23 protein-coding genes and 1 riboswitch are annotated in these 26,473 nt (G+C 56.7%); of the genes, 14 read left to right on the top strand and 9 right to left on the bottom strand.

The window, feature by feature from the left end:
- Positions 1–76 precede the first annotated feature (76 nt).
- From thiQ to thiB, 3 genes are read right to left on the bottom strand one after another with little or no spacing between them, the layout of a single operon-like run.
- Complete coding sequence (gene thiQ, locus ACQUTD_RS12210; RefSeq protein ID WP_072570558.1) at positions 77–778, bottom strand: thiamine ABC transporter ATP-binding protein ThiQ; 702 nt, start codon at positions 776–778, stop codon at positions 77–79.
- Positions 762–2,363 carry a thiamine/thiamine pyrophosphate ABC transporter permease ThiP gene (gene thiP, locus ACQUTD_RS12205; protein WP_473276271.1) on the bottom strand — a complete coding sequence of 534 codons (1,602 nt, stop codon included), beginning with the start codon at positions 2,361–2,363 and terminating at the stop codon, positions 762–764. Before thiP ends, thiQ begins: the two co-directional genes overlap by 17 nt.
- A complete protein-coding gene (thiB, locus tag ACQUTD_RS12200; RefSeq protein WP_318363851.1) occupies positions 2,339–3,322 on the bottom strand; it encodes a thiamine ABC transporter substrate binding subunit in 984 nt (327 codons plus the stop codon). The genes thiP and thiB overlap by 25 nt, the downstream gene beginning before the upstream one ends.
- Positions 3,323–3,355: 33 nt before the next feature.
- Positions 3,356–3,456: riboswitch (TPP riboswitch) on the bottom strand.
- Between the two features lie 393 nt (positions 3,457–3,849).
- On the opposite strand from thiB, the gene ACQUTD_RS12195 reads away from it, so the two are divergent.
- Together ACQUTD_RS12195 and ACQUTD_RS12190 are read left to right on the top strand one after the other, a co-directional pair.
- Positions 3,850–4,284 (top strand): hypothetical protein, encoded by a 435-nt coding sequence (locus ACQUTD_RS12195; RefSeq protein WP_473276268.1) that lies wholly within the window; start codon positions 3,850–3,852, stop codon positions 4,282–4,284.
- Positions 4,285–4,526: 242 nt separating this feature from the next.
- Positions 4,527–5,096, top strand: a complete 570-nt coding sequence (locus ACQUTD_RS12190) for a DUF4142 domain-containing protein (RefSeq protein ID WP_072570567.1) — start codon at positions 4,527–4,529, stop codon at positions 5,094–5,096.
- Positions 5,097–5,136: 40 nt separating this feature from the next.
- Here the strand turns inward: ACQUTD_RS12190 and sgrR are convergent, their stop codons facing one another.
- The gene (gene sgrR, locus ACQUTD_RS12185) at positions 5,137–6,798 is read right to left on the bottom strand and encodes an HTH-type transcriptional regulator SgrR (protein WP_473276265.1); all 1,662 of its coding nucleotides are present in this window, start codon (positions 6,796–6,798) and stop codon (positions 5,137–5,139) included.
- Positions 6,799–6,995: 197 nt separating this feature from the next.
- Here sgrR and ACQUTD_RS12180 point away from each other — a divergent pair, with 197 nt between their 5' ends.
- Positions 6,996–8,174, top strand: a complete 1,179-nt coding sequence (locus ACQUTD_RS12180) for a sugar efflux transporter (protein ID WP_072570571.1) — start codon at positions 6,996–6,998, stop codon at positions 8,172–8,174.
- A gap of 92 nt (positions 8,175–8,266) precedes the next feature.
- On the opposite strand, the gene leuD is transcribed toward ACQUTD_RS12180, so the two are convergent.
- From leuD to leuL, 5 genes are all read right to left on the bottom strand, one after another.
- The gene (gene leuD, locus ACQUTD_RS12175) at positions 8,267–8,872 is read right to left on the bottom strand and encodes a 3-isopropylmalate dehydratase small subunit (RefSeq protein ID WP_318376573.1); all 606 of its coding nucleotides are present in this window, start codon (positions 8,870–8,872) and stop codon (positions 8,267–8,269) included.
- A 10-nt stretch (positions 8,873–8,882) separates the two neighbouring features.
- Positions 8,883–10,283 (bottom strand): 3-isopropylmalate dehydratase large subunit, encoded by a 1,401-nt coding sequence (gene leuC / locus ACQUTD_RS12170; protein ID WP_072570575.1) that lies wholly within the window; start codon positions 10,281–10,283, stop codon positions 8,883–8,885.
- Between the two features lie 2 nt (positions 10,284–10,285).
- Complete coding sequence (leuB, locus tag ACQUTD_RS12165) at positions 10,286–11,377, bottom strand: 3-isopropylmalate dehydrogenase (RefSeq protein ID WP_072570576.1); 1,092 nt, start codon at positions 11,375–11,377, stop codon at positions 10,286–10,288.
- Positions 11,377–12,948 carry a 2-isopropylmalate synthase gene (leuA, locus tag ACQUTD_RS12160; RefSeq protein ID WP_072570578.1) on the bottom strand — a complete coding sequence of 524 codons (1,572 nt, stop codon included), beginning with the start codon at positions 12,946–12,948 and terminating at the stop codon, positions 11,377–11,379. Before leuA ends, leuB begins: the two co-directional genes overlap by 1 nt.
- Positions 12,949–13,040: 92 nt before the next feature.
- Positions 13,041–13,127, bottom strand: a complete 87-nt coding sequence (gene leuL / locus ACQUTD_RS12155; RefSeq protein ID WP_099458810.1) for a leu operon leader peptide — start codon at positions 13,125–13,127, stop codon at positions 13,041–13,043.
- 629 nt (positions 13,128–13,756) lie between these two features.
- Here leuL and leuO point away from each other — a divergent pair.
- The 11 genes from leuO (at position 13,757) to mraY (ending at position 26,472) form a co-directional block, all read left to right on the top strand.
- The gene (leuO, locus tag ACQUTD_RS12150; protein WP_072570580.1) at positions 13,757–14,701 is read left to right on the top strand and encodes a transcriptional regulator LeuO; all 945 of its coding nucleotides are present in this window, start codon (positions 13,757–13,759) and stop codon (positions 14,699–14,701) included.
- Between the two features lie 307 nt (positions 14,702–15,008).
- Positions 15,009–16,733, top strand: a complete 1,725-nt coding sequence (gene ilvI, locus ACQUTD_RS12145) for an acetolactate synthase 3 large subunit (protein ID WP_473276260.1) — start codon at positions 15,009–15,011, stop codon at positions 16,731–16,733.
- Positions 16,734–16,735: 2 nt separating this feature from the next.
- A complete protein-coding gene (ilvN, locus tag ACQUTD_RS12140) occupies positions 16,736–17,227 on the top strand; it encodes an acetolactate synthase small subunit (protein WP_072570582.1) in 492 nt (163 codons plus the stop codon).
- Between the two features lie 180 nt (positions 17,228–17,407).
- A complete protein-coding gene (cra, locus tag ACQUTD_RS12135; protein ID WP_072570584.1) occupies positions 17,408–18,412 on the top strand; it encodes a catabolite repressor/activator in 1,005 nt (334 codons plus the stop codon).
- Positions 18,413–19,020: 608 nt separating this feature from the next.
- Complete coding sequence (gene mraZ, locus ACQUTD_RS12130; RefSeq protein ID WP_072570586.1) at positions 19,021–19,479, top strand: division/cell wall cluster transcriptional repressor MraZ; 459 nt, start codon at positions 19,021–19,023, stop codon at positions 19,477–19,479.
- 2 nt (positions 19,480–19,481) lie between these two features.
- The gene (rsmH, locus tag ACQUTD_RS12125) at positions 19,482–20,423 is read left to right on the top strand and encodes a 16S rRNA (cytosine(1402)-N(4))-methyltransferase RsmH (RefSeq protein ID WP_318363859.1); all 942 of its coding nucleotides are present in this window, start codon (positions 19,482–19,484) and stop codon (positions 20,421–20,423) included.
- A complete protein-coding gene (gene ftsL / locus ACQUTD_RS12120; RefSeq protein WP_072570590.1) occupies positions 20,420–20,785 on the top strand; it encodes a cell division protein FtsL in 366 nt (121 codons plus the stop codon). Before rsmH ends, ftsL begins: the two co-directional genes overlap by 4 nt.
- A 15-nt stretch (positions 20,786–20,800) precedes the next feature.
- Positions 20,801–22,567 carry a peptidoglycan glycosyltransferase FtsI gene (ftsI, locus tag ACQUTD_RS12115; RefSeq protein WP_072570592.1) on the top strand — a complete coding sequence of 589 codons (1,767 nt, stop codon included), beginning with the start codon at positions 20,801–20,803 and terminating at the stop codon, positions 22,565–22,567.
- Positions 22,554–24,041 (top strand): UDP-N-acetylmuramoyl-L-alanyl-D-glutamate--2,6-diaminopimelate ligase, encoded by a 1,488-nt coding sequence (gene murE / locus ACQUTD_RS12110; RefSeq protein ID WP_473276253.1) that lies wholly within the window; start codon positions 22,554–22,556, stop codon positions 24,039–24,041. The genes ftsI and murE overlap by 14 nt, the downstream gene beginning before the upstream one ends.
- The gene (gene murF / locus ACQUTD_RS12105) at positions 24,038–25,396 is read left to right on the top strand and encodes a UDP-N-acetylmuramoyl-tripeptide--D-alanyl-D-alanine ligase (protein WP_473276251.1); all 1,359 of its coding nucleotides are present in this window, start codon (positions 24,038–24,040) and stop codon (positions 25,394–25,396) included. Before murE ends, murF begins: the two co-directional genes overlap by 4 nt.
- Positions 25,390–26,472 (top strand): phospho-N-acetylmuramoyl-pentapeptide-transferase, encoded by a 1,083-nt coding sequence (gene mraY / locus ACQUTD_RS12100; RefSeq protein WP_072570598.1) that lies wholly within the window; start codon positions 25,390–25,392, stop codon positions 26,470–26,472. The genes murF and mraY overlap by 7 nt, the downstream gene beginning before the upstream one ends.
- The last annotated feature ends 1 nt before the right edge of the window (position 26,473 follow it).

The raw sequence follows: 26,473 nt of genomic DNA, 5'->3' as shown, positions 1-26,473 counted from the left end.
CTCCAGTTTTTTAAATAAAATGGAGTTAATTCTTCACTTATGAATAAAAAATGTTGCGTCGTGGCTCATGGCAGAGTTACGGTGCGGCGATCCCCAGTAATGCCGAGGCGGGCGACTGCCCGCTCACCAGCGCCTGGGTGCTGCCGTCCCAGGCAATGCGCCCGTCGGCGATCACCAGCGAGCGCGGGGCGATGCGCAGCGCATCTTCCACACTGTGCGACACCATCAGCAGCGTCAGGTTCTGGCGCTGACACACCTCGTTAACCAGCGCCAGCATCTCCTGACGCAGCGCCGGGTCAAGGGCGGAAAACGGCTCATCAAGCAGCAATACGGGTTGTTCGCGTACCAGACAGCGCGCCAGCGCCACACGCTGACGTTGCCCGCCGGAGAGCTGATCTGGCAGACGATCGAGCAGCGATCCCAGCCCCATCTGTGCGGCAATGACCGCGAGAGTGGCGCGCTGGGTGTCGTTAAGTTTTAAGCCGGGATGCAGCCCCAGACCAATGTTCTGCCGCACCGTCAGATGGGTGAACAAATTGTTTTCCTGGAACAGCATCGACACCGGGCGGCTCGACGGTGGCGTACGCGTGTGATCCTCGTTTTCCAGCATGATCGAGCCGCTGTCCGGCTGTAAAAACCCGGCGATCAGATTCAACAGCGTGCTTTTCCCCGCGCCGCTCGGCCCGAGGATCGCCACCTGTTCACCCCGCTCGATATTCAGCGTAAAGCGCATGGGCAGGTGATGGTAAAGCCAGGTGGTATCAGTCAGTTTTAGCATGGCGACCCGGAAGTTTTTCAATCACGGTGAACAGGATAAAGCACAGCGCCAGCAGCAGCAGCGCCGTTACGGCCCCGTCCTGGCTGCGATAAGAGCCTATTTGCTGATAAAGGTAAAACGGCAGCGTGCGGAAATCGTCATTGCCGAACAGCGCCACGACGCCAAAATCGCCGATCGACAGCACACAGGCAAACGCCAGCGCCTGCGCCAGCGGACGTTTCAGCGCGCGCAGCTCCACCACGCGCAGCCGTTGCAGCCCTGCCATGCCGAGAGACTGGCACAGCAGCGTATAACGGGCGGCGACATCGCGCATCGGGTTTTCCAGCACTTTCAGCGCGTAGGGGATGGCCATCAGCGCGTTAGTAAAAATCACAATGCCGTCGGCAGAGTCCGGCAGGCCGGTGGCGTTGTTAAGCAGTAAAAAGAAGCCGGTCGCCAGCACGATGCCGGGCATTGCGAGGATCAACATGCCGGACAGCTCCAGCGCCTGCCCGGCGAAGGGTTGCTGGCGGGCGCGCAGTTCGCGGCTGCTCCACAGCAGCATCATGGTCAGGATCACACACAGCACCCCGGCGCACAGTGCGATGCGCAGCGAGGTCCAGGTCGCCTGCCACAGCACCGGCTGCGCCAGCACATCCAACAGGCTACGATTCAGCCCTTCGACCATCACGGCAATCAGCGGCGGCAGCAACAGCAACAGGGCCAGAACAATCAGCGTGCCATCGGCGAGGCGGCGCAACAGGCTGTCCTGCGGATCGCGCCAGCCGGTGAGGTGATTTGTGCCGACGGCAATGGCTTTGCTCAGCCGCTGGCTTAACAGCACCAGGCCGAGGCAGCAGATCATCTGCACCAGCGCCAGCAGCGCCGCACGGCCTGGTTCAAAGTCGTAACTCAGCGCCTGATAAATCGCCAGCTCAATGGTGGTGGCCTGCGGACCGCCACCCAGCGACAGCACCGTGGCAAAGCTGGCGAAACAGAGCATAAAGATCAGCGCCGCCACCGGCGGAATTTGCCGCCGCAGCCAGGGCCATTCAACAAAGCGGAAAAACGCCCAGCCGCGCATCCCGAGCTGGGCGGCAAGCTGGCGCTGCTCGCCGGGGATCTGCTCCAGTGCCTGTAACAGCAGGCGAGTCGCCATCGGCAGGTTAAAGAAGACGTGGGCCAGCAGGATCCCCTGCAGGCCGTAAGGCGAAAACGTCCAGTGCGATCCGAAAATCTGCGCCAGCCAGCCCTGACGACCATAGACGCTGAGAATGCCGAACACCGCCACCAGCACCGGCAAAATCAGCGTCATGGCGCACAGGCGTAACAGCATTTGCCGCCCAGGAAAGCGGCGGCGGTACAGGGCACGGGAAAGAAAGATTGCCGGGGCTACCGACAGCAGGGCGGACAAAAACGCCTGCCAGAACGAGAAGCGCACCACGTGCCACAGGTAGCTGTCCTGCAACAGCGCGGCAACGTCCGTTACTGGCGCATTCATCCACAGCGCAAAAAAAGCCGCCAGCGCCACCGCCACCATCAGCGTGGCTGCGGCGGCACCGGGCAGCAGCCAGCCAGGGATTAACGGCTGACGGCGCGTTGCCATGCACTGATCCAGTCGGCACGCTTCGCGGCAACATCCTGCGGGGAGTATTCCAGCGTGGTGGCCGGTTTCACCAGTTGGTCAAAGCCCGCGGGCAGCGCCACGCTGGTCACCGGATACATCCAGTTGCCGGTGGCGATGGTGTTCTGGAACGCCGGGGTCACCATAAATTTCAGGAACTTCTCTGCCAGCTCCGGCTGCTTGCTGGCGGCGGTGCGGGCGGCAACTTCCACCTGCAAATAGTGCCCTTCGCTGAAGCCCGCGGCGGCGTAGTTGTCTTTTTTCTCTTCGATGGCGTGATACGCCGGGGAGGTGGTGTAGCTCAGCACCAGGTCGCTTTCGCCTTTCAGGAACAGGCCGTAAGCCTCGCTCCAGCCTTTGGTGACGGTGACGGTTTTCGCGGCGAGTTTTTGCCAGGCGTCCGGCGTCTTATCGCCATAGACTTTTTGCATCCACAGCAGCAGGCCGAGGCCTGGCGTGCTGGTACGCGGGTCCTGGTAAATCACACGCCATTTCTGGTCGCTTTCCACCAGTTCTTTCAGGCTTTTCGGCGGATTTTTCAGTTTGTTTTTGTCATAAACGAAGGCGAAATAGCCGTAATCGAACGGCACAAAGGTGTCGTTTTTCCAGCCGCCCGGCACGTTCACTGCATCATTCGGGATGCCGCTTTTCGCAAACAGTTTAGTTTGCGTGGCCGCTTCCAGCAGGTTGTTATCCAGCCCCAGTACCACGTCGGCTTTGCTGTTTTTGCCTTCCATGCGCAGACGGTTGAGCAGCGAGACGCCATCTTCCAGCGCCACCAGCTTCAGCTCGCAGTTACAGTCCGCTTCAAAGGCTTTTTTAACTTTCGGGCCAGGGCCCCAGTCAGCGGCAAAGGAGTCGTAGGTGTAAACGGTAAGAACGGGTTTAGCAAAGGCGGGCGCGGCAATCAGCAGCAGGAACGGCAGACATTTTTTTAACACTTTGCACCTCAATAAAAGAGAGTGGCAAAGGACTTGAGCGGTAGCCTCAAATCCCTTCGCCGGCGTTATCCGGATCAGGTTCGACGGGTATTTTCTCAGCACACGCGTTTCGCGCAGCACCCCGTTGAGCACGGCGCTAGTGTAATGATTTTGTTGCCGGGCAGCAATGAGGGATGGTTGGGGGTATGAGGTGGGGTGACTGTTTTTGATATGTATTTACGAGCCTTCTCGCAAACCGTACTGCCAAATCCGCTTGCCGTTGATCGCGTCTGACAGTAGCATCTTCCCGCGCCTGCAAAATCAGGTGCCGGGATTGGTCTCCTGCATATCATACCTGCGACATATGACGCGTAAGCGTCTTTCTTATGTCGTGCGTTTGGCTACATCTCTATGGTGGGCTGGACGGGGGCGCTGCAAGGCGCGCCGGTGTCGGTATGGCCGGTAAGACCAACTCCGTTCAGTCCGCCACCCGTAAGATTGGTCTCTTCAGTGGCGGAATATACATTCACATACCGGAGGCTGCCCTTATGGCTACGACCCTCAACCAGACTCACCCGTTACTTACCGTTCCCTTCACCGCAGACACTGATTTCACCGTGCTGGCGGATCACTGCGAGCATTTTGCCGAAACGCTGATCGAAAGCGACGATCCGGCGCTGCGCCTCGCGATGTGCGGGCGTCTGAACGCCTGCCTGATGCTGCTGCAACCCACATTGAATGACGTCATTCCACCGCATCTGATCCCTCAATTCACGGTGGATACCCTGCCTGCGGAACCGCCGTGTTTCGAACCGGAATCTGATCTGATTTGTGAATACTGCCTGGCGTTAACGCGCCTGTTGAACAGCCAGTCGCTGCCGCCGGATATGGAGAAAACCCTGACCGGGTTGCTGTGTGAACTGGTGTGGTATTTCACCGATATTATGAAAGCGCCGCGCTGGGTGAAAGGGACAGACGCGTAGCCAGCCGCAACATCTTGCCGGGTGACACCTGTAGGCCCGGCAAGCCTGCGCCGCCGGGCAGGCTGCATCCTTCCCACACCTTTACGCCCGCCATTTCCTGCTGCCCTTTGTAAGATCTCTAACTAAAACTGCTGTCTCTGAGCGTTCAACTATACTGAGTAGTGCCGTTGTCATTTACGCAGGAGACTACGTGCAGATAATTACCTCATATTTACCTTACCGATGACCATCTGGAGAATAACATGCAAAAGAGCAAAACCTTGAAAGGACTGCTGGCCGTATCGGCAGTGGCTGCGATGTTCACCACGCTCGGCGTGCAAGCCCAGACACAGTCCAGCACTGCAACGAGTGACGCCACCAGCCAGACCGCATCGGGCGCTAAGCTCAGTTCCGGGGACGAAAAAGCGGTGAAGGATATGGCGCAGGCCAATATCAATGAAATCGCCGCCGCCAAGATTGCGCTGAGCAAAGCGCAAAGCAGCGACGTGAAAGCCTTCGCGCAGAAGATGGTCGACGATCATGGTGCGGCTCTGACCAAAGTCCAGACAGTCGCTCAGCAAAAAGGCGTCACGCTGCCGACGGAGCCGGATGCTGAGCATAAGGCTATGGCAGCGAAGCTGGAAAAAGCGAGCGGTGATGACTTTGACAAAATGTATATGGAAAACGCCGGTACTAAAGACCACAAGATGGTGCTGACGAAACTGCAAAGCGATGCGAAGATGATCAAAGATCCGGATGTGAAGGCGCTGGCTGACGCACATACGCCGGTCGTTGAGCAGCATCTGAAATCAGCCGAGCAGATGACTAAGTAAGCTGGTCGTTCGGTGGGCACAGGGCCCACCGACTTTTCCCTTATGGCTCCGGCGGCGCAAACCACGCCGATTTAAAGTCAAACCACCCCAGCGTATTCATGCGCAGGCCGCGCATACTGCGCTGACCGTTGATGGTCAGCCAGTGATGGATCAGCGGCACTATCGCGCGGTTCGCCATCAGCTGCTGGCACCAGTTCGCCAGATTCATTTCGCCTGCGCGCCAGTGCGCGGCATCCTGTTGCCAGTCGCGGGGAATGCACCGCTGGAGTAGCGGCACTTCGTATAAATGCGTGAACAGCGAAAAATCGAGCGGCAGCGTGAAGTTGGCGCTGTTCAGCCAGATATCGCTGGTCACTTCGCCGCTGTGCCACTCCTCGTACTCCACCTCCTGGATCTCCAGCCGCACATGGTGCTGTGCCAGCAGGGCGATCATCGAGCGGGCGATGACTTTGTGCTCCTGATGTTCCCGATAATAAGTAAGGGTGAGGGATTCCAGACCGGCGGGTTTTTCGATTTCACTGCCGCCGGGTCGCGCATGGTGCCAGCGCGGCAGCAGACCGTACGCCGGAAACCAGAAGCGCTGATAGTGCTCGTCGCCGTGATACAGCAGGCTGGCAGGGGAGAGCACATGGCTGATCCAGTCCCGCACCGCCGCATTGTTGCCCCTGGGCGTGCGGGCATCAAACAGCAGGTAATAGCAGCCCTCTTCAAGACGACTCTCGACGGCTTTTTCGCCCTCGCCGGGGCCTTCCAGCGTCAGGCCACCGCTGGGATCGTCGCTCACTTCCGGCAGCACCCAGACGTTCACTTCGTCAATCAACGCGCGAAAGCCAAAGTAGTCGTCAAAAGCCTGGATCTTCAGCTGGCTGCTGTTGTTACGGGTGACGGCATAGGGGCCGGTGCCGACCGGCAGGCTGGCGAAGTTGCTCATCGACTCCCATTCGTGGGGCAGGATCATCGACTGCACATGGCCCAGCAGCCAGGGCAGCCAGCTGTCCGGCTCAGAGAGGTGAATGTCCAGCGTCCAGGGCGTGGGAGAGACGATCTGCATGATGTGCGAATAGAGCGGAAAGGCGTTGATACGCTCAAGGGAGGTGATGACGTCGCGCATCTCCAGTTCGCGCCCGTGGTGAAAATGGATGCCGGGCCGCAGATAAAATCGCCAGTGCAGCGGCGAAAGCTGTTGCCAGTGATGGGCGATATCCGCTTCCAGTTCCCCGTTTTCCTCATTTACCCGCGTCAGGGCGCTGAAGATCTGGCGGGCGATATGGGTTTCAGAGCGTCTTAACGCGGTGCCGGGCAGCAGATTACGCAGCGGGCGGTAATAGAGCACGCGTAGAATGTGGCGGCCCTGGCGAAAACTGCGTCCCAGATGCGACACCAGCATCTGCCGCACGGCGGTTTTGTCGCCCACTAGTTGCACCAGCTGATCGATGCGATCCTGCTCCAGCAGATCCTCCGCACGCTGCTGTTGCAGCGCCAGTCCGGTATAAAGAAAGGTGAGGCGTGAGCGCTTACCACGCCCGGCTTCCGCTTCCCATGTCAGCCAGCCGCGCGCCTGCATGGTATTGAGCAGGGTACGCATATGACGACGCGAACAGCTCAGCAGCTCCGCCAGTTCACTCAGCGTGGTTTCCTGAGACGCGCCGTCGCAACACTGCCACAGGCGGATGAATTGTTGTTGCAGACGGCCCGACGACATAAAAGGGGAACTCCTGACGAAAACTCATCAATTTATTAATCCCTATATTAAGCCAATACTGAACGTCGATGGAAGCGGGGAGGGCTGCTACAGCATTCGCTTCCACCATGTGTGACTGAGTATTGGTGCTTATCGCCACGCCAGCAGGTATCATCTGCTGGCTTTTTTCATTGTTTGCGCGCGCAAAAGGACGAATTATGCTGTGGCTTATGACGATGGGCAGACGTCTGAACGGGGTCTATGCCGCGTTTATGATCGTTGCCTTTATGATGGGGATCGCCGGCGCATTGCAGGCGCCGACGCTCAGTCTGTTTCTCAGCCGTGAGGTGGGCGCGCAACCCTTCTGGGTGGGCCTGTTTTATACCGTCAACGCCATCGCCGGGATCCTGGTGAGCCTGTGGCTGGCGAAACGATCCGACAGCCGGGGCGATCGCCGCAAACTGATCATGCTCTGCTGCGCCATGGCCATCGGCAATGCGCTATTGTTTGCCTTCAACCGCCACTATCTGACGCTCATTACCTGCGGCGTGCTGCTGGCCTCTATCGCCAATACCGCCATGCCGCAGCTGTTTGCCCTCGCGCGGGAATATGCCGATAACTCGGCGCGTGAAGTGGTGATGTTCAGCTCGGTGATGCGTGCGCAGCTGTCGCTGGCGTGGGTGATCGGCCCGCCGCTGGCCTTTATGATCGCGCTGAATTACGGCTTCACCGCCATGTTCTGCATCGCCGCCGGGATCTTCGCCATCAGCCTGGCGCTGATTGCGCTGATCCTGCCATCGGTGGCGAGGGTGGAGCAGGCGGCCGATGTGCCGGTCACCCGCGTCAGCGGCTGGGGCGACAAAAACGTGCGTCTGCTGTTTATCGCCTCCACGCTGATGTGGACCTGCAACACCATGTACATCATCGATATGCCGCTGTGGATCAGTGCCGATCTGGGGCTGCCGGATAAGCTGGCGGGGATCCTGATGGGTACGGCGGCAGGGCTGGAAATCCCGGCGATGATCCTCGCAGGCTTCTACGTTAAGCGCTTCGGCAAACGCCGCATGATGACTCTCGCGGTGGCGGCGGGCGTGCTGTTTTATATCGGCCTGATTTTCTTCCACAGCCATGTGGCGCTGCTCATCCTGCAACTGTTTAACGCCATTTTTATTGGCATTGTCGCCGGGATCGGCATGCTGTGGTTCCAGGATCTGATGCCGGGTCGGGCGGGATCGGCGACCACGCTGTTCACCAACAGTATCTCCACCGGCGTGATTTTAGCCGGGGTGATCCAGGGCGCGCTGGCGCAAAGTTACGGTCACGGGGTGGTGTACTGGGTGATTGCCGGGATTTCGCTGGTCACGCTTGGCATCACCAGCCGGGTGAAGGATGTGTAGCTTCGTGGTATGTGCCGGGTGGCGGCTTCGCCTTACCCGGCCTACGAGTGACATTGTAGGCCGGATAAGCAAAGCGCCATCCGGCAAGCCGATCAGCGCATAAACGCCGGTTGTTTTGCTTCGTAAGACGCGATGGCGTCGTCGTGCTGCAAGGTCAGGCCGATGCTGTCCAGCCCGTTCAGCATACAGTGGCGGCGGAAGGCGTCGATGTTAAAGCGGTAGGTTTTATCCCCGGCCTTCACTTCCTGCGCTTCCAGATCCACTTCAAAGCGGATCCCCGGATTGGCCTTCACCAGCTCAAACAGTTCATCCACTTCGGCGTCGCTCAGTTTCACCGGCAGCAGCTGGTTGTTAAAGCTGTTGCCGTAGAAGATGTCGGCGAAGCTTGGGGCGATCACCACTTTGAAGCCGTAATCGGTCAGCGCCCAGGGGGCGTGCTCACGGGAGGAGCCGCAGCCAAAGTTTTCCCGCGCCAGCAAAATGGACGCGCCTTTGTAGATCGGGAAGTTAAGCACGAAGTCAGGATCCGGCTGCTGGCCTTTGTCGTCCAGGAAACGCCAGTCATTAAACAGATGCGCGCCAAAACCGGTGCGGGTCACTTTCTGCAAAAACTGCTTCGGAATGATCGCGTCGGTATCGACGTTGGCGGCATCCAGCGGAACCACCAGGCCGGTATGTTGAATAAATTTCTCTGCCATGATGGTGTCCTTATTTCAGGTTGCGAATATCAGCGAAGTGACCGGTGACGGCGGCAGCCGCTGCCATGGCCGGGCTCAGCAGGTGCGTGCGTCCGCCGCGGCCCTGACGTCCTTCGAAGTTACGGTTGCTGGTGGAGGCGCAACGCTCGCCGGGGTTCAGGCGGTCATTGTTCATTGCCAGACACATGGAGCAGCCCGGCAGACGCCATTCAAAACCGGCTTCGATGAAAATCTTGTCCAACCCTTCCGCTTCCGCCTGAGCTTTCACCGGCCCGGAACCCGGCACCACCAGCGCCTGTACGCCTGGCGCCACTTTGCGCCCGCGGGCGATGTCAGCCGCCGCGCGCAGATCTTCAATGCGTGAGTTGGTGCAGGAGCCGATAAATACTTTATCGATAGCCACCTCGGTCAGCGGCACGCCCGGTTTCAGGCCCATGTAGGCCAGCGCTTTTTCGGCGGAGGCGCGTTCGACCGGATCGGCAAAAGAGGCCGGATCGGGAATAATATCGTTCACCGAGATCACCTGACCGGGGTTGGTGCCCCAGGTCACCTGCGGGGCGATCTCTTCGGCGCGCAGCGTCACCACGCTGTCAAACTCTGCATCTTCGTCGCTTTTGAGGGTGGACCAGTACGCCACCGCCTCGTCAAAATCGTGGTCTTTCGGCGCGTGAAGACGGCCTTTCACATAGTTGAAGGTGGTTTCATCCGGCGCGACCAGGCCCGCTTTCGCACCCATCTCAATCGCCATGTTGCACAGCGTCATGCGGCCTTCCATGCTCAGGGCGCGGATCGCGTCGCCGCAAAACTCCACCACATAGCCGGTACCGCCGGCGCTGCCGGTTTTGCCGATGATCGCCAGCACGATGTCTTTCGCGGTGATCCCCGGCGCTGCCTGGCCGGTGACTTCAATCTTCATGGTTTTCGCGCGGCCCTGTTTCAGGGTCTGCGTCGCCAGCACGTGTTCCACTTCCGACGTGCCGATGCCGAACGCCAGCGCGCCAAATGCGCCGTGGGTGGCGGTGTGGGAGTCGCCGCAGACGATGGTCATGCCCGGCAGGGTGATGCCCTGTTCCGGCCCCATCACGTGCACGATCCCCTGATACGGGTGGTTCAGATCGTAAAGTTCGACGCCGAATTCGTTACAGTTCTTGATCAGCTCCTGCATCTGGATGCGCGCCATTTCGCCGGAGGCGTTGATGTCTTTGGTCTGCGTCGAGACGTTGTGATCCATGGTGGCGAAGGTTTTACCCGGCTGACGTACCGGGCGCTTGTGGGCGCGCAGGCCATCAAACGCCTGCGGCGAGGTCACTTCGTGCACCAGATGGCGGTCGATATACAGCAACGGGGTTTCGTCTGGCGCTTCATAGACGACGTGCGCATCAAACAATTTTTCATACAAGCTCTTAGCCATGATCACACCCCTTCGGAAACATAACGGGCAATAATGTCGCCCATTTCATCAGTACTGACGGCCGCGCCGCCGTGGGCCAGGTCACCGGTACGCACGCCTTCTTCCAGCGCGCGGTTAATGGCGACTTCAATGGCCGTGGCGGCCTCGTTCGCGTCCAGGCTGTAGCGCAGCAGCAGCGCCAGCGACAGGATCTGCGCGATCGGGTTGGCGATATTTTTCCCGGCGATATCCGGCGCGGAGCCGCCGGCGGGTTCGTACAGACCAAAGCCCTGCTCGTTCAGGCTGGCGGACGGCAGCATACCCATGGAACCGGTGATCATCGCGCATTCGTCAGACAGGATGTCGCCGAACAGGTTGGAGCACAGCAGCACGTCAAACTGCGACGGATCTTTAATCAGCTGCATAGTGGCGTTGTCGATATACATATGCGCCAGCTCAACGTCCGGGTATTCCTGCGCGATTTCGTTCACGATTTCGCGCCACAGGATCGACGACTGTAATACGTTCGCTTTATCGATGGAGGTCACTTTGTGGCGGCGTTTACGCGCCGATTCAAAGGCGATACGCGCGATGCGTTCGATCTCAAAACGGTGATACACCTCGGTGTCGAACGCTTTTTCGTGCTGACCGCTACCTTCGCGGCCCTTCGGCTGACCAAAGTAGATACCGCCGGTCAGTTCACGTACGCACAGAATGTCGAAGCCGTTCGCGGCGATATCGGCACGCAGCGGGCAAAAGGCTTCCAGCCCCTGGTACAGCTTCGCCGGACGCAGGTTGCTGAACAGCTTAAAGTGTTTACGCAGCGGCAGCAGCGCGCCGCGCTCGGGCTGCTGATCGGGCGGCAGCTTTTCCCATTTCGGGCCGCCGACGGAGCCGAACAGCACCGCATCGGCCTGTTCGCAGCCTTCAACGGTGGCCTGCGGCAGCGGGTTGCCGTGGCGGTCAATGGCGATACCACCCACATCGTAGTGGCTGGTAGAAATACGCATGTCAAAACGGTTACGGATCGCATCCAGTACTTTCAGGGCTTGCGCCATCACTTCCGGGCCAATGCCGTCGCCCGGCAAAACTGCAATATGATAATTTTTAGACATCACACGGTTTCCTGATTGTTTTCTTTAATAGCTTTGCGTTGCAGTTCTTTTTCGACTTCGTTAGCACGCCAGATATTGTTCAGCACGTGCACCATGGCTTTGGCGGAGGATTCCACGATATCGGTGGCCAGACCCACGCCATGGAAGCGACGCCCGTTATAGTTCGCCACGATATCCACCTGGCCCAGCGCGTCTTTGCCGTGGCCTTTGGCGGTTAACTGGTATTTCACCAGCTCAATGTTGTAGTCGGTGATGCGGTTGATCGCCTGGTATACGGCGTCGACCGGGCCGTTGCCGTTGGCGGCTTCGGCTTTCACGTCATCACCGCATGCCAGCTTCACGGAGGCGGTGGCGATGTCGTTAGAGCCAGACTGCACGCTGAAGTAATCCAGACGGAAATGCTCCGGCTCTTCCTGCTGCTTATTAATGAAGGCTAAGGCTTCCAGATCGTAATCAAAGACCTGGCCTTTTTTATCCGCCAGCTTCAGGAAGGCGTCGTACAGGTTGTCCAGGTTGTAGTCGCTTTCTTTATAACCCATCTCGTCCATGCGGTGTTTCACAGCGGCGCGGCCAGAGCGGGAGGTCAGGTTCAGCTGCACCTGGTTCAGACCGATGGATTCCGGGGTCATGATTTCGTAGTTGGAGCGGTTTTTCAGTACGCCGTCCTGGTGAATACCGGAGGAGTGGGCGAAAGCGCCGGTGCCGACAATCGCTTTGTTGGCCGGGATCGGCATGTTGCAGATCTGGCTGACCATCTGGCTGGTGCGCCAGATTTCCTGATGGTTGATACGGGTGTGCACCTTCATGATGTCCTGGCGTACTTTGATCGCCATGATCACTTCTTCCAGCGAGCAGTTACCGGCACGCTCGCCGATACCGTTCATCGCACCTTCGACCTGACGCGCGCCGGCGTTAACGGCGGCCATGGCGTTGCCGACGGCCAGCCCCAGATCGTCATGGGTATGCACAGATATAATGGCTTTATCAATGTTCGGCACGCGCTCATACAGGCCGCTAATGATACTGGCGAATTCGAACGGCATGGTGTAGCCGACGGTATCAGGAATATTAATGGTTCTGGCCCCGGCGTTGATCGCCGCTTCGACCACGCGCGCCAGGTCTTCAATCGGCGTGCGGCCTGCGTCTTCACAGGAGAACTCCACATCGTCGGTATAGTTACGGGCGCGTTTGACCATGTAGACCGCGCGCTCAATCACTTCATCCAGCGTACTGCGCAGTTTGGTGGCGATGTGCATCGGGGAGGTGGCAATAAAGGTGTGAATGCGGAAGGCTTCCGCGACTTTCAGCGACTCCGCCGCCACATCAATATCTTTCTCCACACAGCGCGCTAAAGCACAGACGCGGCTGTTTTTAACCTGACGGGCGATGGTCTGCACGGATTCAAAATCGCCAGGGGAGGAGACAGGGAACCCGACTTCCATGACGTCAACACCCATACGTTCCAGCGCCAGCGCGATTTGCAGTTTTTCTTTCACGCTCAGGCTTGCCTGTAATGCCTGTTCACCGTCACGTAAGGTCGTATCGAAAATAATGACTTGTTGCTGGCTCATGGTTTAGGTCCTTTTCTGTCTGAGGGCGCTTTGCTACGAGCATAAAAAAACCCGCGCAATAGCGCGGGTTCGTTATTCTACCGGGAGATGACTTAATTCTGCGTGTCGCCCACCAGTCCACCGCGCAAGGAAGATGCGTTTAGTAGTAGTAGACCGGCGAAACGAACGTGGCGAATCATGTGTCATGCTCCAGATGAATACAATATGCTTCTAGTGGTACTGGATACGTAATCTGATGTCAACCCCCGATCCCGGAAATGCACTTTTTTAAGCGCGTCAGCCGTATGGCGTGATGAGGTAATTGTGCTGTATCTGACAGCAAAGGCAGTGACATCCTTTTTCAAAAAATGACGCGCTTACATTTTGTGACAAATACACATGACTGCTTATTTTTGTTCGCAAGCCGCAATGACGATTTTCCTGTCTGTATCGCTATGATTTTCCATTACTTGTTTCAGATACTGGTTTTGTCTCAGGAATATATTGTTAAGTATTGTACTTATCATGTTAATTCTCTGGTGCTTTATTGTTTTGAGTTAAGAGAAACTGAAATGGCGATTAAATAAAAGTGATTATGTATATTCATGGTGTTTATGTTTTTATTTGCGTCAAGTTATACGGTGAATGTGTTGATCACTAATACGCCGCATTGATTACCAAATTTAATCTCTTTACTCATCAAGAGATCTTTATATATTCCTATTTTGTAAAAATCTTCTTTTGCTTGTTTCATATGCATGGTAAATAATATTTCACGAAATTATTACTGCATAAGTAAAGGGAGGTTGGCGTGACAGTGGAGTTCAATATGCCAGAAGAAAACATTACCAATATTAATCCATCCGAAGCGACGAAACCCAAGCTGCGAATGGTCGACCTTAATTTACTGACGGTATTTGATGTGGTGATGCAGGAGCAAAACATCACCCGCGCCGCGATGCATTTACAGATGTCGCAACCCGCCGTCAGCAACGCGGTCGCCCGTCTGAAAGTGATGTTCGATGATGAGCTGTTTGTCCGCTATGGCCGCGGCATCCAGCCCACTGCGCGTGCTTTCCAGCTGTACGGATCTGTTCGCCAGGCGTTGCAGCTCATTCAGAATGAACTGCCGGGAGCGGGTTTCGAGCCGATTAACAGCGCACGGGTATTTAATTTATGCGTCTGTAGTCCGCTGGATAATTATCTGACGTCGGTGATTTATAATCGCGTCGAAGAAATGGCCCCCAATATTCATTTAGTCTTTAAATCTTCCCTCAATCACAATACTGAACATCAACTGCGTTATCAGGAGATTGAGTTTGTGATTGGTTATGAAGAATTTCGTCGTCCGGAGTTTTCCTGTATTCCTCTGTTTAAAGATGAAATGGTGCTGGTGGCCAGTAAAAAACATCCGCGCCTGACGGGTCCATTACGGGAAAGCGATGTTTATAATGAAGAGCACGCGGTGGTGGCGCTGGATCGTTATGCCTCTTTTAGCCAGGCATGGTATGACACGCCGGAAAAACAGCGCTGTATCGCTTATCAGGGCATGGCATTAATTAGCGTTCTGAATGTCGTATCGCAAACGCATCTGGTCGCTATTGCGCCGCGCTGGTTAGCGGATGAATATGCCGAGAAATTAGAATTACAAATTCTGCCGTTACCGCTGAAATTGAATAGCCGCACCTGTTTCCTTTCCTGGCACGAAGCGGCAGGGCGCGATAAGGGCCATCAATGGATGGAGGAGTTGCTGGTTTCCGTCTGCCGTCGTTAAATCTTAACAGACGCGCAGCGTCTTATTTATTCTGTTAATCATTTATAATGCAATATTTTCTACTAATGCATTTTTAACGTCAGCCTTCGCGCGACGTTAAAAATGCATGATTACCTGTCTCATTCCCCTTTACCGTGACGATTGGTCATCGTCTTTACTTATCATGGTGTATTCTTCTTTCTGAGCTTCGCCGACCTCTTATTTCTTCTTCCTGATGACTGTCGGGCTAAACCTTTGCCAATTGCCTGCCTGATTTTGAGCGGTTAAGGTGATCCTCAAATAACAAAATAACGCCTGGAGGCAAACCATGGAGATGTTGTCTGGAGCCGAGATGGTCGTCCGATCGCTTATCGATCAGGGCGTAAAGCAAGTATTCGGTTATCCCGGAGGCGCCGTCCTTGATATATATGACGCCTTACATACGGTAGGGGGCATCGATCATGTGCTGGTGCGCCATGAGCAGGCGGCGGTGCATATGGCGGACGGGCTGGCACGCGCGACCGGTGAAGTCGGCGTCGTGCTGGTGACTTCAGGACCGGGCGCCACCAACGCCATTACCGGTATCGCTACCGCGTATATGGACTCTATTCCGCTGGTAGTGCTCTCCGGCCAGGTGGCGACTTCGCTGATTGGCTACGATGCCTTCCAGGAGTGCGACATGGTGGGCATCTCCCGCCCGGTGGTGAAGCACAGTTTCCTCGTCAAACAGACAGAAGACATTCCCGGCGTGCTGAAAAAGGCCTTCTGGCTGGCAGCGAGCGGCCGTCCCGGCCCGGTGGTGGTCGATTTGCCGAAAGACATTATGAACCCGGCAAACAAATTCCCTTATGTATGGCCCGAGTCGGTCAGCATGCGTTCTTATAATCCAACCACCCAGGGGCATAAAGGCCAGATCAAACGCGCGCTGCAAACGCTGATCGCGGCGAAAAATCCGGTGGTTTACGTCGGCGGTGGAGCGGTGAACGCGGGCTGCGAAGCACAGCTGCGCGAGCTTATCGAAAAACTCAATCTGCCGGTGGCGTCATCATTAATGGGGCTGGGGGCGTTTCCGGCCACGCACCGTCAGGCGCTCGGCATGCTCGGGATGCACGGCACTTACGAAGCCAACATGACGATGCACCATTCCGATGTGATCTTCGCCGTTGGCGTGCGTTTCGACGATCGCACCACCAATAACCTGATGAAGTACTGTCCGAATGCCACCGTGCTGCATATCGACATCGATCCCACGTCCATTTCAAAAACCGTGGCGGCGGATGTGCCTATTGTCGGCGATGCGCGTCAGGTGCTGGAGCAGATGCTGGAACTGCTGGGACAGGAAACCTCCAGTCAGCCGCTGGACGATATCCGCGACTGGTGGCTTAAGATCGACCAGTGGCGCGCCCGGCAGTGTCTGAAATATGACACCAGCAGCGAAAGCATTAAGCCGCAGGCGGTGATCGAAACCATCTGGCGCTTAACCCAGGGCGACGCCTATGTGACTTCCGATGTCGGTCAGCACCAGATGTTCGCCGCCCTTTATTATCCCTTTGATAAGCCGCGTCGCTGGATCAACTCCGGCGGCCTCGGCACCATGGGCTTCGGCCTGCCCGCGGCGCTGGGCGTAAAAATGGCGCTGCCGGAGGAAACGGTGATCTGCGTGACCGGTGATGGCAGCATCCAGATGAACATTCAGGAACTCTCCACCGCTTTGCAATACGAGCTGCCGGTGCTGGTGCTCAACCTGAATAACGGTTATCTGGGCATGGTGAAGCAGTGGCAGGACATGATCTATTCCGGCCGCCACTCCCAGTCCTATATGAACTCCCTGCCTGATTTTGTGCGTCTGGCGGAAGCCTACGGGCATGTGGGCATGCGCATTACCCATCCTGCCGAACTGGAAAACCAGCTGGCAGAAGCCCTTGCGCAGGTACGCAACAATCGTCTGGTGTTTGTCGATGTCTGCGTGGATGGCAGTGAACACGTTTATCCGATGCACATTCGCGGCGGCGGCATGGATGAGATGTGGTTAAGCAAAACGGAGAGGACCTGATTATGCGCCGGATATTATCTGTGTTACTGGAAAACGAGTCCGGTGCCTTGTCCCGCGTGATCGGTCTGTTTTCCCAGCGCGGCTATAACATTGAAAGCCTGACCGTAGCGCCCACTGACGATCCCACGCTTTCGCGCATGACCATTCAGACGGTGGGCGATGCGAAAGTGCTTGAGCAGATCGAAAAGCAGCTGCACAAGCTGGTGGACGTGCTGCGCGTCAACGAACTGGGGCAGGGGGCGCACGTTGAACGTGAGATCATGCTGGTGAAAATCCAGGCCAGCGGATACGGGCGTGAAGAAGTGAAGCGCAACGCCGAAATCTTCCGTGGACAGATCATCGACGTGACGCCGTCGATTTACACGGTTCAGCTTGCCGGCACCAGCGATAAGCTGGACGCTTTTCTGGCGACGATCCGCGATGTCGCCAAAATTGTCGAAGTGGCACGCTCCGGCGTGGTGGGTCTGTCGCGCGGCGATAAGATCATGCGTTAAGACGATAGCGCCAGCCTAAATCCCGGCCCGACACTCCTTGTCGGGCTTTTTTTTGCGAATTCAATTGAAAGCATGCGCGAAAGCGGTTGCCGCAGTGACTATTCTGCGTTTAGATGTTATGGAATTTAACCTATATCCTCAAAAAGGTTATGGAGTATCTTTTTTTCTTGAGAGGCAATTGTGAAACTGGATGAAATCGCCCGGCTAGCCGGCGTCTCACGTACCACAGCCAGCTATGTCATCAACGGTAAAGCAAAGCAGTATCGTGTCAGCGATAAAACCGTTGAAAAAGTCATGGCCGTGGTCCGTGAGCATAACTACCATCCGAATGCGGTAGCGGCCGGGCTGCGTGCAGGACGTACGCGATCGATTGGACTGGTTATTCCCGATCTGGAGAACACCAGTTATACGCGGATTGCAAACTATCTGGAGCGCCAGGCGCGGCAACGCGGCTATCAGTTACTGATTGCCTGCTCGGAAGATCAGCCGGATAACGAAATGCGCTGCATTGAACATCTGCTGCAACGACAGGTGGATGCCATTATCGTCTCCACCTCGTTACCGCCAGAGCATCCATTTTATCAGCGCTGGGCTAATGACGCGTTCCCCATCGTCGCCCTCGATCGCGCGCTGGATCGTGAGCACTTCACGAGCGTGGTCGGTGCCGATCAGGACGACGCCGAAATGCTGGCCGCCGAATTGCGCACCTTCCCCGCTGAAACGGTTCTTTATTTAGGCGCACTGCCGGAGCTGTCGGTAAGCTTCCTGCGCGAGCAGGGATTCCGCACCGCCTGGAAAGACGATCCGCGCGAAGTGCAGTATCTCTACGCGAACAGTTATGAACGGGAAGCCGCCGCGCAGCTATTCGAAAAGTGGCTGGAAACACACCCGATGCCGCAGGCGCTGTTCACCACCTCTTTTGCGCTGTTGCAGGGCGTGATGGACGTCACGCTGCGTCGCGATGGCAAGCTGCCATCGAATCTGGCTATCGCCACCTTTGGCGACCACGAACTGCTGGACTTCCTGCAATGCCCGGTACTGGCCGTCGCGCAGCGTCACCGTGATGTGGCGGAGCGCGTGCTGGAGATCGTCCTGGCAAGCCTTGATGAACCGCGCAAACCGAAGCCAGGCCTGAGCCGTATCCGGCGTAATCTGTACCGCCGCGGCATACTTAACCGTATTTGATTTCCACCCGAAAGGCAGCCATAGCTGCCTTTTTCTTTTCTGCTGGTTTTAAATTATCACGCCTGCTTAAGAATCAGATTAATCCTTAAAAAATTCAGGGGCGTTAATAACGAAGGCGATTAATTACCTGTGGCGTGTTTTTCATCATTATAAGAAGTAAGCATTCGTATGTTTTGAATTGTTTTGTTACATCCTCATCTGATTTGCCGAATTAACCATCACTTTTCCCGGCGGCTTTTATAAATTGCGCTTATGGCCGCGCAGCCGCGGCATGCGCAGCTTTAACGGGCGCTGTCATCTGAATGCAATATGGCTTAAAATGCCGCCCGCGTCGCAAACTGACACTTTATATTTCAGCACTGCTAAGAAGTGTGAGGGAGCGCTCATGAAGATATTCGGTTTATTTTCTTACAAATATTCATGACGTTAATTTGCAGTGCAGGTAGGGCAAAATTTCCCCGGTGCCGATCGCTGTCTGATGCTGGCTGGCTTTTAAATCGCTTAGCGTCAGTGCTGGCTTGACAAGCTTTTCCTCCGCTCCGTAAACTCCTCCAGTGGAGATTTGTGGGATAAAGTGGTGAAAAGGGTCATGGTGAGGTGAAACTGGCATGTTCCGTGGAGCAACATTAGTTAATCTCGACAGTAAAGGCCGGCTCGCTGTGCCTACCCGTCATCGGGAATATCTGGTCGGGCACGCTTCTGGTCAACTGGTTTGCACCATCGACATCCACCACGCCTGTCTGCTGCTTTATCCTCTCCCGGAATGGGAAATTATTGAGCAAAAATTATCGCGTCTGTCGAGCATGAACCCGCTGGAGCGACGCGTGCAGCGTTTACTGCTGGGCCATGCCAGTGAATGTCAGATGGACAGCGCGGGCCGTTTACTGATACCGCCCGTTTTACGGCAGCACGCCGGACTAAACAAAGAAGTGATGCTGGTCGGGCAGTTTAATAAATTTGAACTGTGGGATGAAACGACCTGGTATCAACAGGTCAGGGAAGATATCGACGCTGAGCAATCTGGTGCTGAACAGCTTTCAGATCGATTGCAGGATTTGTCTCTATAACGATGATGGATAATTTTAAACATACTACGGTTCTGCTGGATGAAGCGGTTAACGGCCTTAACATCCAGCCGGACGGCATTTACATTGACGGCACCTTTGGCCGCGGTGGACATTCACGTTTGATCCTCTCTCAGTTGGGAGCGGAAGGTCGCTTACTGGCTATCGATCGCGATCCAGAAGCCATTGCCATTGCTAATACCATTGATGATCCCCGCTTTTCTATTGTGCACGGGCCTTTCTCGGCGCTGGCAGATTACGTTGCTGAGCGCGGGCTGACCGGCAAAATCAACGGCATTCTCCTCGATCTGGGCGTTTCTTCTCCGCAACTTGACGATCCTGAGCGCGGCTTTTCCTTTATGCGCGATGGCCCGCTGGATATGCGTATGGATCCAACGCGCGGCCAGTCTGCCGCCGAATGGCTGCAAAACGCGGACGAAGCTGACATCGCCTGGGTGCTGAAAACCTTCGGCGAAGAGCGTTTCGCAAAACGTATTGCGCGCGCCATTGTCGAGCGTAATCGTCTCGATCCGATGACCCGCACCAAAGAACTGGCGGAAGTGGTCGCTGCGGCCACGCCGATTAAAGATAAGTTCAAACACCCCGCGACCCGTACCTTCCAGGCGGTGCGCATCTGGGTTAACAGTGAACTGGAAGAGATTGAGCTGGCGCTAAAAAACTCGCTCAACGTGCTGGCCCCGGGAGGCCGGCTTTCCATCATCAGTTTCCACTCCCTTGAAGACCGCATTGTGAAGCGCTTTATGCGTGAAAACAGCCGTGGTCCGCAGGTTCCGGCGGGATTACCGATGACGGAAGCACAACTCAGCAAGCTGGGTGGCCGTTATCTGCGGGCATTAGGCAAGTTGATGCCGGGCGATGAAGAAGTGGCAGAGAACCCACGCGCCCGTAGTTCAGTTCTGCGCATCGCAGAGAGGACGAACGCATGATCAGCAGAGTGACAGAGACCTTCAGCAAGGTTAAAGAATCGTTAGGAAGCAACGAGCGCCATGCTTTGCCTGGCGTGATCGGCGACGATCTTTTGCGATTTGGGAAACTGCCACTCTGTCTGTTCATTTGCATCATTGCCACGGCGGTGACGGTAGTCACTACCGCGCACCACACGCGCTTACTCACCGCCCAGCGTGAACAGCTGGTGGTGGAGCGCGATGCGCTGGACATCGAATGGCGCAACCTGATCCTTGAAGAGAACGCGCTCGGCGATCACAGCCGGGTTGAGCGGATCGCCACCGAGAAGCTGCAAATGCAGCATGTCGATCCTTCGCAAGAAAATATTGTCGTACAAAAATAAGGACTTACCCGACGCATGAAAGCAGCGGCGAAGGCGCTAAAACCGAAACGCCAGGAAGAACAGGCCAACTTTATTAGTTGGCGTTTTGCGTTGCTTTGCGGTTGCATTCTACTGGCTCTGGCATTTTTGCTGGGGCGCGTAGCATGGTTGCAGATCATCAACCCGGATATGCTGGTGCGGCAGGGCGACTTACGCTCGCTGCGCGTGCAGGAAGTGTCCACCTCGCGCGGTATGATCACCGATCGCTCTGGCCGCCCGCTGGCGGTAAGCGTGCCGGTAAAAGCGATTTGGGCCGATCCGAAAGAGCTGCATGACGCAGGCGGCATTTCGCTGGATAACCGCTGGAAAGCCCTTTCCGACGCGCTGAATATGCCGCTGGATCAGCTTGCGGCGCGCGTCAATGCTAACCCGAAAGGGCGCTTTATCTATCTGGCGCGCCAGGTCAACCCGGATCTGGGCGATTACATCAAAAAACTCAAACTGCCCGGCATTCACTTACGTGAAGAGTCGCGCCGTTACTACCCTTCAGGCGAAGTTACCGCTCACCTCATCGGCTTTACCAACGTTGACAGCCAGGGCATTGAAGGCGTCGAGAAAAGCTTTGATAAATGGCTCACCGGTCAGCCGGGGGAGCGCATCGTGCGTAAAGACCGCTACGGTCGCGTGATCGAAGACATCTCTTCCACCGACAGCCAGGCGGCGCACAACCTGGCGCTGAGTATTGACGAGCGCCTGCAGGCGCTGGTGTACCGAGAACTGAACAACGCCGTCGCCTTTAACAAAGCGGAATCAGGCAGCGCGGTGCTGGTAGATGTGAACACCGGCGAAGTGCTGGCGATGGCGAACAGCCCCTCCTATAACCCGAATAACCTCACCGGCACGCAGAAAGATGTCATGCGTAACCGTACCATCACCGACGTCTTCGAACCCGGTTCGACCGTCAAACCCATGGTGGTGATGACGGCGCTACAGCGCGGCGTGGTGCGGGAAAATACGGTGCTCAACACCGTGCCTTACCGGATCAACGGTCACGAAATCAAAGACGTGGCGCGTTACAGTGAATTAACCCTCACCGGGGTATTGCAGAAGTCGAGTAACGTCGGTGTTTCAAAGCTGGCGTTAGCGATGCCGTCCTCAGCGCTGGTAGAAACTTACTCGCACTTTGGGCTGGGAAAAGCGACCAATTTGGGGTTGGTCGGAGAACGCAGTGGCTTATATCCTCAAAAACAACGGTGGTCTGACATAGAGAGGGCCACCTTCTCTTTCGGCTACGGGCTAATGGTAACGCCGTTACAGTTAGCGCGAGTCTACGCAACGATCGGCAGCTATGGCGTTTATCGTCCGCTGTCGATCACCAAAGTTGATCCCCCGGTGCCGGGCGAACGTATCTTCCCGGAATCCATTGTGCGTACCGTGGTGCACATGATGGAAAGCGTGGCGCTGCCTGGCGGCGGCGGCGTGAAAGCGGCGATCAAAGGCTATCGCATTGCCATCAAAACCGGTACGGCGAAAAAAGTCGGCCCGGACGGAAAATACATCAATAAATACATTGCTTACACCGCAGGCGTTGCGCCCGCCAGTCAGCCGCGTTTCGCGCTGGTGGTGGTGATTAACGATCCGCAGGCGGGTAAATATTACGGTGGCGCCGTTTCCGCGCCGGTCTTCGGTGCCATCATGGGCGGCGTTCTGCGCACCATGAACATCGAACCGGATGCGCTGGCGACGGGCGAGAAAAGTGAATTTGTGATTAATCAAGGCGAGGCAACAGGTGGCAGATCGTAATTTGCGCGACCTACTCGCTCCGTGGGTACCAGCACTGCCTGCGAGAGCACTTCGGGAAATGACACTCGACAGCCGCGTGGCGGCGTCGGGCGATCTCTTTGTGGCCGTTGTTGGTCATCAGACGGACGGGCGTCGTTATATCCCGCAGGCGATTGCCCAGGGTGTTGCCGCTATTATTGCCGAAGCGCAGGGTGAAGCCACCGACGGCGAGGTGCGTGAAATGCACGGCGTGCCGGTGATCTACCTGAGCCAGCTTAATGAACGCCTCTCCGCGCTGGCGGGCCGTTTTTACGATGAGCCGTCAGATCGTTTACGCCTGATTGGCGTGACCGGCACCAATGGCAAAACCACCACCACGCAGCTTATCGCGCAGTGGGGCCAGCTGCTCGGTGAAACCAGCGCCGTGATGGGGACCGTGGGTAACGGTTTACTGGGTCATGTGATCCCCACCGAAAATACCACCGGCTCTGCGGTCGATGTTCAGCATGTGATTGCCGGACTGGCAGAACAGGGCGCGACCCTGGCCGCAATGGAAGTCTCTTCCCACGGTTTGATCCAACACCGCGTGGCGGCGCTCAAATTCCGCGCCAGCGTCTTTACCAATTTAAGCCGGGATCACCTTGATTATCATGGCGATATGGAAAACTACGAAGCGGCAAAATGGCTGCTGTTTTCCGCGCATCATTATGGCGAAGCCATTGTGAACGCCGATGATGAAGTGGGCCGCCGCTGGCTGGCAAAACTGCCGGACGCGGTTGCCGTTTCGATGGAAGATCACATCAACCCGGACTGCCATGGTCGCTGGTTAAAAGCGACCGACGTCAACTATCACGACAGCGGCGCGACCATCCGTTTTGACTCCTCCTGGGGCGAAGGCGAGATCGAGAGCCGTCTGATGGGCGCCTTTAACGTCAGCAATTTACTGCTGGCGCTGGCCACCCTGCTGGCGCTGGATTTCCCGTTAAGCGATCTGCTGAAAACCGCCGCGCGCCTGCAACCGGTTTGCGGCCGTATGGAAGTGTTCAGCGCGCCGGGTAAACCGACGGTGGTGGTGGATTACGCGCACACACCGGATGCGCTGGAAAAAGCCTTACAGGCGGCGCGCCTGCACTGCACCGGCAAACTGTGGTGCGTGTTTGGCTGCGGCGGCGATCGCGATAAAGGCAAGCGTCCGCTGATGGGGGCCATTGCCGAAGAGTTCGCCGACATCGCCGTAGTGACCGACGATAACCCGCGTACCGAAGAGCCGCGCGCCATTATCAACGATATTCTGGCCGGTATGCTGGACGCAGGCCATGCCCGTGTCGTAGAAGGCCGCGCGGAAGCAGTGACCAACGCCATTATGCAGGCCAAAGAGAATGACGTGGTGCTGCTGGCGGGCAAAGGACATGAAGATTATCAGATTATCGGCACCAACCGTCTGGATTACTCGGATCGCGTGACTGCCGCTCGTCTGCTGGGAGTGGTCGCATGATCAGCGTGAATTTAAGCCAGCTTGCCGGGATCCTGAAAGGTGAACTGATCGGCCAGGACCTGACGATCGATGCGGTGACCACCGATACGCGTAAACTGACGCCCGGCTGCCTGTTTGTGGCCCTGAAAGGCGAACGTTTCGACGCTCACGATTTTGCCGCGACCGCTAAAGAGGGCGGCGCGGGCGCGCTGCTGGTCAGCCGCAAAGTGGAGTGCGATTTACCGCAGCTGCTGGTGAAAGACACCCGTTTAGCCTTTGGCGAACTGGCGGCCTGGGTGCGTCAACAGGTGCCGACGCGCGTCGTGGCGCTGACCGGTTCCTCCGGCAAAACCTCGGTCAAAGAGATGACCGCGGCGATCCTCAGCCAGTGCGGAAACACACTTTATACCGCCGGTAACCTGAATAATGACATCGGCGTGCCGATGACATTGCTGCGTCTGACGCCGGAGCACGAATTTGCGGTGATCGAACTGGGTGCCAACCACCAGGGCGAAATCGCCTGGACCGTGAGTCTGACCCGCCCGGAAGCGGCGCTGGTGAACAACCTCGCGGCGGCACATCTGGAAGGTTTCGGATCGCTGGCCGGGGTGGCGAAGGCTAAAGGTGAGATCTTCACCGGCCTGCCGCAAAACGGCATAGCGATCATGAACGCGGATAATAACGACTGGCTTAACTGGCAGAGCGTGATTGGCGATCGTAAAACCTGGCGTTTTTGCCAGAATGCCGCCAACAGCGATTTTACCGCCACCAATATCCATGTGACCTCCCACGGCACGGAATTCACCCTGCAAACGCCGACCGGCAATGTCGAGGTGCTGCTGCCGCTGCCTGGCCGTCATAACATCGCTAACGCGCTGGCCGCGACGGCATTGTCTATGGCAGTGGGCGCAACCCTGGACGCGGTGAAAACCGGGCTGGCGCAGCTGAAAGCCGTACCGGGGCGTTTGTTCCCGATTGCGTTGGGGGAAAACCAGTTGCTGCTGGATGACTCCTATAACGCCAACGTCGGTTCCATGACTGCCGCCACGCAGGTGCTGTCTGAAATGCCGGGCTACCGCGTGATGGTGGTGGGCGATATGGCGGAACTGGGCGCAGAAAGCGAAGAATGTCATGCGCAGGTCGGCGCCGCCGCGAAAGCCGCAGGCCTGGATCGGGTACTGAGCGTAGGCACAGCAAGTAAAACCCTTAGCGACGCCAGCGGTGTGGGCGAGCATTTTAACGATAAGTCTGCGGTCGTGACGCGTCTGAAAGCGCTGATCGCAGAACATCAAATTATCACCATTCTGGTGAAAGGTTCACGTAGTGCTGCCATGGAAGAGGTAGTACACGCATTACAGGAGAACGGGACATGTTAGTGTGGCTGGCCGAGCATCTGGTCAAATATTATTCTGGCTTTAACGTCTTTTCTTATCTGACGTTTCGCGCCATTGTCAGCCTGCTGACCGCGCTGTTCATCTCGCTGTGGATGGGCCCGCGCATGATTGCCCGTCTGCAAAAACTCGCTTTTGGCCAGGTCGTCCGTAACGACGGTCCGGAATCGCACTTCAGTAAACGCGGTACGCCAACCATGGGCGGGATCATGATCCTGACCGCGATTGTCATTTCCGTCCTGCTGTGGGCCTATCCCTCCAACCCTTACGTCTGGTGCGTACTGGTGGTGCTGGTCGGCTACGGCATCATTGGCTTTGTGGATGATTACCGCAAAGTGGTGCGTAAAGACACCAAAGGGCTGATTGCCCGCTGGAAGTATTTCTGGATGTCAGTGATCGCGCTGGGCGTGGCCTTTGCGCTCTATCTCGCCGGTAACGATACGCCAGCCACGCAGCTGGTAGTGCCGTTCTTCAAGGACGTGATGCCGCAGCTGGGGCTGTTCTACGTGCTGCTGGCCTACTTCGTGATTGTCGGTACCGGCAACGCAGTCAACCTGACTGACGGTCTGGATGGCCTTGCCATTATGCCGACGGTGTTTGTCGCCGGGGGCTTTGCGCTGGTGGCCTGGGCGTCCGGTAACATGAATTTCGCCAACTATCTGCACATCCCTTACCTGCGTCATGCGGGTGAACTGGTGATCGTCTGTACGGCAATCGTCGGCGCAGGACTCGGTTTCTTATGGTTCAACACCTATCCGGCGCAGGTCTTTATGGGCGACGTCGGCTCGCTGGCGCTGGGCGGCGCGCTGGGCATTATCGCCGTGCTGCTGCGTCAGGAATTCCTGCTGGTGATCATGGGCGGCGTCTTTGTGGTGGAAACCCTGTCGGTGATCCTGCAGGTCGGCTCGTTTAAACTGCGCGGCCAGCGGATCTTCCGCATGGCGCCGATCCATCACCATTACGAACTGAAAGGCTGGCCGGAGCCGCGCGTTATTGTGCGCTTCTGGATTATTTCGCTGATGCTGGTCCTCATCGGACTGGCAACGCTGAAGGTGCGTTAAT

This window comes from Enterobacter sp. K510 (assembly GCF_055804875.1).
This window is presented reverse-complemented; position numbering and strand designations above follow the sequence as displayed.